This is a genomic window from Providencia sp. PROV210 (assembly GCF_028479445.1).
Lineage (GTDB): Bacteria > Pseudomonadota > Gammaproteobacteria > Enterobacterales > Enterobacteriaceae > Providencia > Providencia rustigianii.
Window position 1 is genome coordinate 51,633 of sequence record NZ_JAMPNQ010000011.1, and the last position, 12,507, is coordinate 64,139.

General features: G+C 43.3%; 9 protein-coding genes and 1 tRNA gene. 1 reads left to right on the top strand and 9 read right to left on the bottom strand.

Going from position 1 to position 12,507, the window contains the following annotated elements; genetic code table 11:
• Positions 1-17: 17 nt before the first annotated feature.
• Positions 18-1,010 (top strand): serine hydrolase domain-containing protein, encoded by a 993-nt coding sequence (locus PR761_RS08725; protein WP_039854544.1) that lies wholly within the window; start codon positions 18-20, stop codon positions 1,008-1,010.
• Between the two features lie 47 nt (positions 1,011-1,057).
• On the opposite strand, the gene PR761_RS08730 is transcribed toward PR761_RS08725, so the two are convergent.
• From PR761_RS08730 to glyS, 9 genes are all read right to left on the bottom strand, one after another.
• The gene (locus tag PR761_RS08730; RefSeq protein WP_112835977.1) at positions 1,058-2,593 is read right to left on the bottom strand and encodes an insulinase family protein; all 1,536 of its coding nucleotides are present in this window, start codon (positions 2,591-2,593) and stop codon (positions 1,058-1,060) included.
• Positions 2,594-2,886: 293 nt separating this feature from the next.
• A complete protein-coding gene (locus PR761_RS08735; protein ID WP_039854550.1) occupies positions 2,887-3,585 on the bottom strand; it encodes a HAMP domain-containing protein in 699 nt (232 codons plus the stop codon).
• A gap of 195 nt (positions 3,586-3,780) precedes the next feature.
• Positions 3,781-4,791: a dipeptide ABC transporter ATP-binding subunit DppF gene (dppF, locus tag PR761_RS08740; protein WP_006813754.1), complete on the bottom strand. Its 1,011-nt coding sequence runs from the start codon at positions 4,789-4,791 to the stop codon at positions 3,781-3,783.
• The gene (gene dppD, locus PR761_RS08745) at positions 4,788-5,768 is read right to left on the bottom strand and encodes a dipeptide ABC transporter ATP-binding protein (RefSeq protein ID WP_039854553.1); all 981 of its coding nucleotides are present in this window, start codon (positions 5,766-5,768) and stop codon (positions 4,788-4,790) included. Before dppD ends, dppF begins: the two co-directional genes overlap by 4 nt.
• Before the next feature lie 13 nt (positions 5,769-5,781).
• Positions 5,782-6,684 (bottom strand): dipeptide ABC transporter permease DppC, encoded by a 903-nt coding sequence (dppC, locus tag PR761_RS08750; RefSeq protein ID WP_006813756.1) that lies wholly within the window; start codon positions 6,682-6,684, stop codon positions 5,782-5,784.
• A gap of 11 nt (positions 6,685-6,695) precedes the next feature.
• Entirely contained in the window at positions 6,696-7,715 is a 1,020-nt protein-coding gene (gene dppB, locus PR761_RS08755) for a dipeptide ABC transporter permease DppB (protein ID WP_006813757.1), read from the bottom strand.
• Positions 7,716-7,892: 177 nt separating this feature from the next.
• Positions 7,893-9,503 carry a dipeptide ABC transporter periplasmic-binding protein DppA gene (dppA, locus tag PR761_RS08760; protein ID WP_039854558.1) on the bottom strand — a complete coding sequence of 537 codons (1,611 nt, stop codon included), beginning with the start codon at positions 9,501-9,503 and terminating at the stop codon, positions 7,893-7,895.
• A 624-nt stretch (positions 9,504-10,127) separates the two neighbouring features.
• Positions 10,128-10,204: transfer RNA gene (locus PR761_RS08765), tRNA-Pro, on the bottom strand.
• A 231-nt stretch (positions 10,205-10,435) separates the two neighbouring features.
• The gene (glyS, locus tag PR761_RS08770; RefSeq protein ID WP_006813759.1) at positions 10,436-12,505 is read right to left on the bottom strand and encodes a glycine--tRNA ligase subunit beta; all 2,070 of its coding nucleotides are present in this window, start codon (positions 12,503-12,505) and stop codon (positions 10,436-10,438) included.
• Positions 12,506-12,507 lie beyond the last annotated feature (2 nt).

The window sequence follows — 12,507 nt, forward strand, 5'->3', positions numbered from 1 at the left end:
CCCAAAGGATGCCTGACATGTCAATTTCTCAGTTAACAGATTTACCTTGCGGTGTGGTGCTTTACTACCATAATCAACGTCAAAACAGTGTTGGCTCATTCTGTGCTAGAGGTCATGACCTTGTCGGAAATTCCTTAACAATAGATACCCCTCTACGCATCGCTAGTAATACCAAACCGTTTACAGCGGCAGCAATTCTGCGTCTTGCAGAAATGGGGGCATTATTCATTGAAGACAGTATTTCCCATTATATTTCCCCTAAATTTAGCCAATTACTGGCTCAAAAATATGATATTGATGCAATAACCATCGCCCATTTACTGAGCCATAGTAGCGGATTACTGGATCACGCAGATGCGAATTACCTTAAAGATGTTCTAAAGCAACCGGATTATCAATGGAGCCGCTTAGAGCAAATTGAACGCTATGTTCAACAAGATTTTCCGCTGTTTGGCCCTTCAGAAGCGTTTATTTACTCCGATACTGGATACATTCTGTTAGGGGACATTATTGAACGTGCAACCCGACTTCCTCTTGGCGAGGCCGTTAGGGAGCTACTCAGATTTGATGAGGTTGGGCTGAAAACAGCCTATTGGGAATATTTGGAGGCACCAACGACAACAGAGCCTAGAGCTAGACAATATTTGGGCAAACTGGATTGTACAGATGTGCACCCGTCAATGGATACGTATGGCGGCGGCGGCCTGGTAATGTCATCGAAACAAATGGCACTATTTTTTGAGGCACTGTTTACTGGCAAGATTTTTACTAGTCCTGAAACCTTGAATACCATGTTGAGAATGGGAACTCATGAGGGAGCTGAACATTATCGCCTTGGTATAATGGCTAAAAAGGTCAATGGTATAACACTTTACTTTCACTTAGGTTTTTGGGGATCAGTAGCATACTACGAACCTGAAACTCAAACCTGTGTTGCTGGTTTTGTGGATAATCGTGATGAACGAGGTATGTTGATTAATGCCGTGGAATCGCTGCTGACTGCTCAATAAAAAATAGCCCAAGAGGGCTATTTTTATCTATGCCAAACAAACAATAATCAACGCGTCAGCGGCTTGGGAATTGGCAACGCTGGTGCTGGCTCATTCTCTTGCTGTTCAACTACTTTTGAAGCTTCTGGCGATGCATCAACAACAGGAACAGGCAGTGTTGGCCACAAAGTTTGAGTGAATTTTTGGCGAATTTGCTCGGCATCCATCGTCTGTTTTTCTTTTGGCTGAGCTAATACAATTGCAGCCTCTTGAGAAAGTAAACGACGCGCTTCCATATTCACTTGATCAATATTCTGAGAGCCTAAGAATGTCTGTCTTAGCAATTGATACTGTTCTGGGGCGATATCCACCACACCATTTTGCTGAGAAATCAAACGCTGGCTGATTAATACATCTGTACTGGTACGCGCGTACGCAGCAAACAGCTGAGATAATTGCAGTTGTTTCTCTTTCATCATGGCATTAAACAGTTCGGGATCAATACCATTCTGATTAATCGTCGCTAGCTCACTCAGCATCACATCCGATACTGCCGCCATTTTTTCTGGTGACGCAGTCACTGCCAGTGTACAACTCGCTTTTTGGTATTGTACTCGGCAATCTAATCCAGAAGTCACTTCATTCCCAGGAAACTTCTGGTTAAAAGTTCTCTGTAATGAACGATAAATCGCTTCACGGGCTAAATCACTACCCCAGTAACGTAGAAGAACATTGGAATCCTTAATCGGCAACCAATCAATATCCCAAATCAACGATAACGTATCCTTTGATTGGTTTTCTTGAAGAATATCGATGGCTTGTGGCTTCACTGCCGATAATACTGCAACCGCAACAGGCTCAGAACGCTTACCTTCTAAAGGGGAGAAGGCTTGAGTAATGCTGTCTGATAACATGCGAGCGTCGACATGACCCGCGACATATAATGTCATCACATCAGGGGTATACCATTTTTGGTAAAACGAATTCACACTCGCCAAATCCACATTGCCGTTTGGTTTCTGACCAGGGTCATAACCTAACATCGCAGACCCATTTAAACGCGCACGCCAAACAGGATCATTGGCATTGACAGGTAAGGTTGCAACAGGAAGATTTTTAACGGTAAGTCCGTTATGTAGCGAGGTTTCTGTATATTTTGCACCAGCTACCGAAGTTGCTAACCAATTTAACGCCTGTTTAACTAAATCAGGACGGTTATTTGGTAAGCTTAAGCTATAAATTGTGTAGTCGTAAGAGACAACCGCTGGAGGAAGTGGCATGTCAGGATCACTAGCCTGACGCCAAAAATCTTGTAATACGCTAGCTGGGAACGCTTCAGTTTGATGGTACAACGCCATTCTAGGAAGCAGATAGCTGTAACCCTTTTCACTGGCCTTTTCTGACAATGAACCCGTTTTAATAGCTAACCGAAGTTGAATGCGATCATTTGGGCGTTGTGGTGTTTGTAATAACTGCCAATTAAAGCCATTCTCTAGCTTTCCTTGCTGCCATGCTGGATCAGGTTGTAATGCTTCAGCACTGGAGAAACCAGTCACTGACAAGAGAACAACACCGATAATATACCGAACTTTCAAGCCCTGCATGTAGACCCCTATGTTTTTTATATCCTTGTATTTAACCGTAAATTGCAACAAATGAATTAACGAAAAGCGCTAATTTATCAGGTTAAGCGACATAATTTGGTTTTATCAAATTTCTATTTATCACTATACCCGAGAAACCATCGTTGCATGTTATTGCGAGTATTGGGCACGCCTCAGCAACCTGAAGCATTATCATTGTTAATCAACATATTAATCACCCGAACTTCAGCACTAACAATCTGATAGGTATATGTAATGATATTAGACCACAAACCTCAGAACATGTTCATGGCTTAATCTGAATTTTGTCGTTTTATTTGACGATTATAACCTTTGGCCAATAGTCCCAGTTCATCATCTTGATGATATTCAGGTGTTTCCAGATGATTAACCGCTTGAGAAGACTGTAATTCGCTGGCCATTTTACGCAGTGGTCTCACGATCATCCGGCTGACACACCAAGTCATCGCGATGGCAATAATCAATGCCAATAGCAAGTAAGTGGTGGTGAGTAACGCAAAGGTATTCAGTGCGAAACGATATACACGATTCGAATCAACCCGAAGCGTCAAATACCCTTGAGGTTTAGCTAATGGAGCCATCGTACCATACGCATACAAGGGCACCGTGACTTCCACGGGGATACCAATCATCGGTAATGACCATTCTGGGATCGGTTTCGGCGTCGAAAAACTTAAATTCATGACGGTGACATTATCAACGGTCACAATCGCATTACCCATAATCCCGGAAGTCTTCAAGCTCACTAACAACCTTTTCGCTTCATTTAAATCTGAGCTCAATAGTGAATCTGTTAATGGCTTTTGAATTTGAACCACCGCATTACTCAGCTGATTTAGATAATCTTGCTTGCGCTGATCCAAAAGATAGGTGAATTGAATAGTTAAAAAAAGGGCGAGAAAAAGTAACGTAATCACAAAGAATACGATCATACTCTTAAACGTTAGTGAGCGCTGGACTCGGATGTTCATTCCCACAACCTTCCTGATGCAAACTGTTTTTTCAAAGAAAAAAATAGGAGGAATAGTATACTTGATTTTAGACGTAAAAGAGCATCTTTAGAAAAGAAAGATTGCGTATTTGGGATAATCTCCAAATTAACCGCTATGGGGAATGAGAGCCGTATAAATAAACGGCAGAATTTTACTTTCTGCCGTTTTAGGTGATTAATTTACTGCAATACCCTGTTTTTCATCTTCTTCAACGGCGAAACAAGCAACCAATTGCTCATGGTAATTCGTTAACGCAGGCTGAGATTGAGTACAGGTACCAAATGCACGTCGGCAGCGAGCCGCAAAAGCACACCCTGGTGGTGGATTTAGCGGACTAGGTAACTCGCCAGTTAGCTTGATACGGTCACGTCGCATATCTGGATTTAAGCGAGGTGTTGCTGAAAGTAACGCCTGCGTATAAGGATGTAGAGGGTTATTAAAAATTTGCTCTTTAGTCCCTTTTTCCACACAACGCCCTAAATACATCACCATCACCTCATCCGCAATATGTTCAACCACCGATAAGTCATGGGAAATAAACACATACGAAAGTCCTAGCTCCTGCTGCAAATCCATCATCAGGTTCAAAACTTGCGCACGTACAGAAACATCGAGTGCAGATACAGGTTCATCCGCCACGACGATATCAGGATCAAGCATCAATCCGCGTGCGATAGCAATACGCTGACGCTGACCACCAGAAAACATGTGTGGATAGCGGCTATAGTGCTCTGTTTTCAGACCAACTTTTGCCATCATCGACAACACTTTTTCTTTACGCTGCTCTTTCGTCAGCGATGTGTTGATGATCAGTGGTTCTTCAAGAATCTGTCCTACTTTTTTACGTGGGTTTAAGGAGCCATAAGGATTTTGAAACACAATCTGAATTTTTTGGCGACGCAATTTTTCTGCCGCTTTATCTTCGACTAATAAGTTTTGATCTTGATAATATAGCTCCCCTTCAGAGGGCTGCTCTATCATGGTTAACAAGCGACCCAAAGTAGATTTACCACAGCCCGACTCACCAACAACCGCGAGGGTTTTGCCTTTTTCTAATTCGAAAGAAACACCATCCAACGCTTTTAGGGTTTTCTCTTTTGAAAAGAGTCCTCCTTTGATGGAATAATATTTTTTCAAATCCACCGCTTTAAGTAACGGAGTTCCATTTGTACGTTGCTCACTCATAATGTTGGTCTCCCCATATCATCCAGCGGCATATGGCATTTCACTTGACGATCCCCTATCGTTTGTAATTCTGGCTCTTCTTCTCGACAGCGATCTGTCGCATAGGGACAACGGGGATTGAGTAAGCAACCTTGTGGTCGGTCATATTTCCCTGGAACAACCCCCGGTAACGATGCCAAACGCGATTTATTGCTGGCAAACTCCGGCAAGGCGCGTAATAACGCTTGGGTATAAGGGTGTCTCGGATGCTTAAAAATATCCTTCGCTTTGGCTGATTCCACCACTTGTCCCGCATACATCACAATAATATGGTGAGCCGCTTCAGAAACTAAGGCTAAGTCATGGGTGATCAGCACTAATGCCATGTTTTCTTGCTGCTGTAATTCCAGCAATAGTTCGATGATTTGTGCCTGAATAGTCACATCGAGCGCCGTGGTGGGTTCATCCGCAATCAGTAATTTTGGGCGGCAGGCAATCGCCATCGCAATCATCACTCGTTGGCTCATTCCACCGGATAATTGATGGGGATAAACATCGAGACGTGATTGTGGATCTGGAATTCCCACCATATTGAGTAGGTCGATTGCACGCTGTTTACGGGTACTTTTATTTCCCCCTTGGTGAACCTTCAGCGCTTCCATAATCTGGTATCCCACCGTGAAGCAAGGATTCAGACTGGTCATTGGGTCTTGGAAAATCATCGCCACATCAGCACCGACAATTTGTCGGCGCTCTTTTTCAGGAATAGATAGCAGATCACGGCCATCGAACAGTAAGGATTGTGCCATGACTTTTCCGGGATAATCGATTAATCCCATAATAGCCAGAGAGCTCACTGATTTCCCTGAACCTGACTCACCGACAATCCCAACAACCTGCCCTTTTTCAACACTATAGCTGATGCGGTCAACGGCGCGAAACGGGGTTCCTTCGTCACCAAAGTGAACCGAAAGTTGTTCTACATTTAACAATGCCATTAGATTTACCTCATCACTGCTTGAGTTTTGGATCAAATGCATCGCGTAAACCATCACCCATCAGGTTAAACGCTAATACAGTTAATAAAATTGCTAATCCAGGGAACGTCACAACCCACCAAGCGCTCTGTGCAAATTGCAATACATCAGACAACATGGTTCCCCATTCTGGTGTTGGAGGCTGTGCTCCCATTCCCAGAAAACCCAAGGCAGCCATATCAAGAATGGCATTTGAAAACCCTAACGATGCCTGAACAATTAAGGGGGCAAGACAGTTAGGTAAAATATTAACGAACATTTGACGCAGCGCCCCAGCCCCCGCAACACGAGAGGCAGTGACATAATCACGGTTCACCTCCACCAATACCGAAGCTCGGGTGAGTCGAATATAGTGAGGTAGAGCGACAAAGGTTAATGCGATTGAGGCATTAACAATGGAAGGACCGAAAATCGCCACCAGTACCAGAGCCAATAATAAGCTAGGTAATGCCAACATAATGTCCACGGCGCGCATAATGAGAGCATCGATCACACCACCAAAATAGCCCGCAATTACGCCGATAGTGACCCCCATTATCAGAGATAACACAACAACGAGGCAGCCAACTAACAGTGATAACCTTGCGCCATACATTAGGCGAGAGAGTAAATCGCGTCCAACATCATCCGTTCCTAAAATGAATTGCCAACTTCCCCCTTCCATCCACACTGGTGGGTTGAGTAAATAATCGCGGAACTGCTCATCTGGCGCATGGGGAGCCAGCACACCTGCGAAAATCGCAATCAATACCATCAGGATGATATAGAACATCCCGACAACGGCACCTTTGTTACGTTTAAAATAGTGCCAAAATTCTTGCAATGGCGTCATCGGCTTAGGGGCGCTGACAACTTTAGATTCAGTCGTTTGAGACATTTTCGCGCTCCTTATTTCTTATGACGAATACGAGGGTTAACGATGCCGTACAACACATCTACTAAGAGGTTCACAAGAATGATCAAGACTGCAATCAATAAAACCCCACCTTGTACCACTGGATAATCTCGGCGTTGTAGCCCCTCAATTAACCAGCGACCGAGTCCCGGCCATGAGAAAATAGTTTCTGTTAAAATCGCCCCTGCCAACATGACGCCAACCTGTAAACCAATCACCGTCACCACAGGTAATAATGCATTACGTAAAGCGTGGATTAAAATTACGCGAGCACGGCTTACACCTTTTGCTCTTGCAGTACGGATATAATCTTCCCCTAGTACTTCCAGCATCGCCGAACGTGTCATCCGGACAATGACTGCAAGAGGGATGGTACCCAATACAATTGATGGTAAAATCAAATGTGCAACCGCGTCTTTAAAGTCCCCGTCCTCTCCCCAAATTAGGGTATCAATCAGCATAAAACCCGTTAGCGGATTTGAATCGTCAATAAATACGGTATCACTCACCCGCCCAGCAACCGGCGTTAGATCCCATTGAACGGAGACCAGCATGATCAACATGATCCCCCACCAGAAGATCGGCATTGAGTAACCTGTTAGAGAAAGCCCGATCGCCGTATGATCAAAGATAGAGCCTCGTTTTACTGCGGCGAGAACGCCTACAGGAATTCCCACCGAGATAGCGAAAATCATTGCGCATGTGGCAAGTTCCACTGTTGCAAAAAAGCGTGGGACGAATTCTTCCCAAACACCAATGCGGCTTTTTAAGGAAATCCCTAAATCACCGTGCATAATGCCGTTCAGGTAGTGAAGATATTGCTTCCAAAGTGGCTGGTCGAGCCCTAATTCAGCCATGAGATACGCATGTCGTTCAGGTGATAAACCGCGTTCACCCGCCATAATGGTAACCGGATCGCCCGGGATCATATGAACAAAGGCAAACGTCAGTAGCGTGATACCGATAAATGTGGGGATCACAAGCCCCAGTCGTCGGAGGATAAATTGCAGCATATCCTGAGTCTCTTTAATAATGCCGTTGACGGCTCTTAGTCCGTTTGGCTAGTCAGAAAAAACAATGTTTCCATCTGCTCACAAATAACCAAATCTATCTGTTTCTTCTGGACATCAGAGGAGAAAACGCCCTCCGTTACGCAAAGGCAACGAAGGGCATTTGCAGATTAAAAACAATTACTTATCAATATCTACATTTTCAAAGTGGTGCTTACCTAATGGATCAACCACGTAGCCTTTGACTTCTTTGCGCACTGGCTCAAACACGGTTGAGTGAGCGATGATCAGCGCTGGCGCTTGCTCGTTCATGACAACTTGAGCTTGCTTATATAGCTCAACGCGCTTGTTATGGTCAGAGGTCATTCGAGCCGGCTGAATCACATCTTCAAAGCTCTGGTTACACCATTTGGAGTAGTTAGAACCTTGTTTTTTAGCTGCGCAGCTAAATAACGTAGCAAAGAAGTTATCCGGATCCCCGTTGTCGCCAGTCCAACCCATCATTACAGTTTGAGGCTCGCCGCTCTTCGCACGCTTTAGGTATTCACCCCACTCATAGCTAACGACTTTTGATTTAACGCCAATCTTTGCCCAGTCCGCTTGGATCATTTCAGCCATTCGGCGCGCATTTGGGTTATATGGACGTTGTACTGGCATCGCCCATAGATCGATTTCAAAACCTTCAGGGAAGCCAGCTTCAGCCAGTAATTTTTTCGCTTTTTCAGGGTTGTACTCAGTATCTTTGATGCCGTCGTTATAACCCCACATAGTCGGTGGAATTAAGTTTTTCGCTTTTTGGCCTGCACCCTGATATACCGCTTGGATAATGGCATCTTTGTCCACTGCCATAGATAGTGCCTGACGGACTTTTTGGTTATCCAGTGGCTTTTTCTCAACGTTATACGAGAGATAACCCACGTTCAGACCCGGCTGTTCCATCAATGTAATTTCTTTATCATTTCTCATGCGTTCCAAATCAGCCGGATTTGGATATGGCATGACTTGGCACTCATTTTTTTGCAATTTTGCATAACGAACAGAAGCATCAGGCGTGATAGAGAAAACTAAACGATCAATTTTCGGTACATTACCCCAATAGTTTTTATTCGCTTTATACAGAATACGGGAGTCTTTTTGATACTGTTGTAGTTCAAAAGGCCCCGTACCAATTGGGTTAAGATCCACTTTCTCTGGCGTTTTGGCTTTCATCATTTGGTCTGCATATTCCGCAGACAGGATTGATGCAAAGTCCATCGCCATATCAGCTAGGAACGGAGACTCTGGGCGAGTTAAAGTTACGCGAACGGTGTTATCATCAACTTTTTCCACTTTGTCGATAATCTTATCCATATCCATTCCCATAAAGTATTCATAGCTTCCGCCAGAAACTTTGTGATATGGATGATTAGGATCTTTTTGACGCATGAATGTGTAGATGACATCATCCGCATTAAAATCGCGACTTGGCTTGAAATCTTTGTTCGAGTGCCATTTCACCCCTTTACGAAGATGGAACGTGTAGACCTTCCCATCATCACTCACTTCCCAACTTTCAGCTAAGCCCGGTTCAATCTCTGTTGTACCCAACTTGAATTCAACTAAGCGGTTATATAGCGGGATTGAGCTCGCATCGTAGGTGGTTCCAGAAGTGAATAGCTGCGGGTTAAACCCTTCAGGTGAACCTTCAGAGCAATAGACTAAAGTCTTAGCTTGTACAGACGCAGAAACTGCTAATGCAGCTAATGTTAAACCGACTGTTAAAAAACCTGTCTTCTTCATAGAGAGCGTCATTGGTAATGCTCCTGTGGCGTGTGGTGTTATGTTGTTTTATTGAATACTGAAATCTTCTTGAACAAGACAGATTCCGTATCTGTATTTTTTGTTATTCATTGAGCAATTAATCAACTGGAAACCATTTCGTCAATAGCATCATTCACTGCTAGCATTTATCTTAAATAACATATTAAGAATGATTTTAGTAAAAAATCAGTTTGAAATGTTATCAAAATGTTTAATAAGTAGCCGTTAAAACCACAGAAATAATAATGAATAGATTTTTATAGGGAGGTTAAATATTTGTATATTTGTGATTAAGTGCTGAATTACTGAACGAAAATAGGGTTCAATGCAAAAAATGACGGTATAAAATTCCAAATAGAATTTATATAAAACTATTTGATAATTTATTGTTTTGCCTGTTTTTTATACGATAATGAATTATTTACTGATTTATATATCATCAAGGTGTTTTAACGAAATAGCGATTAAAATGCCAACAGGTGGATAACGAATAAAAATAAGAGGAAAGACCAAGTAAGGATTTTGAACTTCTTTATACAATCAAAAGAAATAGAGGATAAAAATGGGAATGGTAAAAACGAAAAAACCCACCTCTATGAGGTGGGCTTTGGAATTTGGTCGGCGAGAGAGGATTCGAACCTCCGACCCACTGGTCCCAAACCAGTTGCGCTACCAAGCTGCGCTACTCGCCGAAAACGGTGTGAATAATACTGCCAAGAATGGGGATCGTCAACCCTATTTTTTGCTAAAACTGTTCGTATGCTGATAAAACCATCAAAATGGTATGGTTTCTTAGTTTCCGCCTCAATTTTGGGCAAAAAATAAGCGCTAAAAATATTTTAGCGCTTATTTATGTCTAGCTGGAGTAATTCATTTTTTTGGCATTATTTTCTTACTCAGAAAATAATTGACTAAAAATCAATCTATTGCAGGACGGAAATATCTGCAACTTTTAAGAATAACTCGCGAAGCTGGCTTAATAACGTTAAGCGGTTATTACGTACAGCGGGATCTTCATCCATAACCATGACATTCGCGAAGAACTCATCAACCACTTCACGTAAAGAGGCTAACTCAACCAATGCTTCTTGGTAATTACGCTCTGCAAACATCGGGGCCAATTTATCTTGCAGTACAACTAGATGCGTTGCTAATTTCACTTCTTCAGGTGTTTTCAGAACAGAAGCTAACACGCTATCCGCGAGTTTTTCATCTGACTTACTCAAGATATTAGAGACACGTTTGTTTGCAGCTGCTAACGCTTGAGCTTCATCTAAAGAGCGGAAATGCGTCACCGCTTTTACTCGTGCGTCAAAATCAGCAGGCTGAGTTGGACGACGTGCTAACACAGCTTGGATGGCATCAATGCTATAGCCCAATTCTTGGTACCAAGAACGGAAGCGACCCAGCATAAACTCAACCACATCATCGACCACATTTTTGTTTGTCAGTTTATCGCCATACAGACGTACCGCTTCTTGTGTCATTTCAACAAGATCAAGCTGGTAGCCTTTCTCAACAATAATACGTAACACACCCAGTGCTGCGCGGCGTAAAGCAAATGGGTCTTTATCCCCTTTAGGGTGCTGACCAATACCGAAAATACCAGCAAGGGTATCCATTTTTTCTGCTAATGCTAATGCCGCAGAAACATCGGTAGATGGCAATTCATCACCTGCAAAACGTGGCTGATATTGTTCTTTTAGTGCTAAAGCAACATCTTCTGACTCACCATCGTGGCGAGCATAGTGCATGCCCATAACACCTTGAGTATCAGTGAATTCAAAGACCATATTGGTCATCAAATCACATTTCGCCAGTAAGCCTGCACGGGTTGCATGGTTAACATCTGCCCCAATTTTACTCGCGATCCAGCCTGATAAAGCTTCTAAACGGTCGGTTTTATCACGTAATGTTCCCAGTTGCTGCTGGAACAATACGGTTTCTAAGCGTGGCAAATTATCTTCTAAACGCTGCTTACGGTCAGTTTTAAAGAAAAACTCCGCATCCGCTAAACGTGGACGAACCACTTTTTCGTTACCAGAGATAATTTGTTGTGGATCAGAAGACTCAATATTTGCCACAAAGATAAAGTTTGGCATTAATTTGCCAGCATTATCATAAACAGGGAAATATTTTTGGTCGCCTTTCATGGTATAGACCAGCGCTTCTGAAGGAACGTCTAAGAACTTCTCTTCAAATTTTGCCGTTAATACTACAGGCCACTCAACCAGAGAAGTCACTTCCTCCAGCAAGCTTTCTGTTAAATCAGCTTTACCACCCAGCGCCTGAGCAGCTTTTTCTGAGTCCGCTTTAATTGTCGCTTTTCGTGTTTCATAGTCAGCGATGACTTTACCGCGTTCACGAAGAATTTCTGGGTATTGGTCCGCGTTGTCGATAGTAAACTCAGCTTCACCCATAAAACGGTGACCACGGATAGTACGACCGCTCTTGATACCAAGAATTTCACCTTCAACAACATCGCTGCCAAGAAGTAAAGTGACCGTATGTACTGGGCGTACAAACTGGGTTTCTTTATCTGCCCAACGCATTAATTTTGGAATCGGTAATTTCGACAATGAACGGCTAACCATATCAATCAGTAATTCACTGACAGCTTGCCCTTTCATTTGAGCACGATACAGTAACCACTCACCTTTATCCGTCGTTAAACGCTCAGCTTGATCTACCGTGATCCCACAACCACGAGCCCAACCTTCAGCCGCTTTAGTTGGTTTACCTTCGGCATCAAATGCTTGAGAAATCGCTGGACCACGCTTTTCAACTTCGCGATCTGGCTGAGCAGCTGCAAGATTTGCCACTTTTAGAGCCAAACGACGAGGTGCTGCAAACCAAGTTACGGCACCATGAGAAATATCTGCGCCATCTAATTCAGCAGTAAAATTTGCTGCAAAGGATTCGGCTAATGAACGAAGAGCCTTCGGCGGTAACTCTTCTGTGCCGATTTCCACAAGGAAAGTCTGTTGAGTCATGA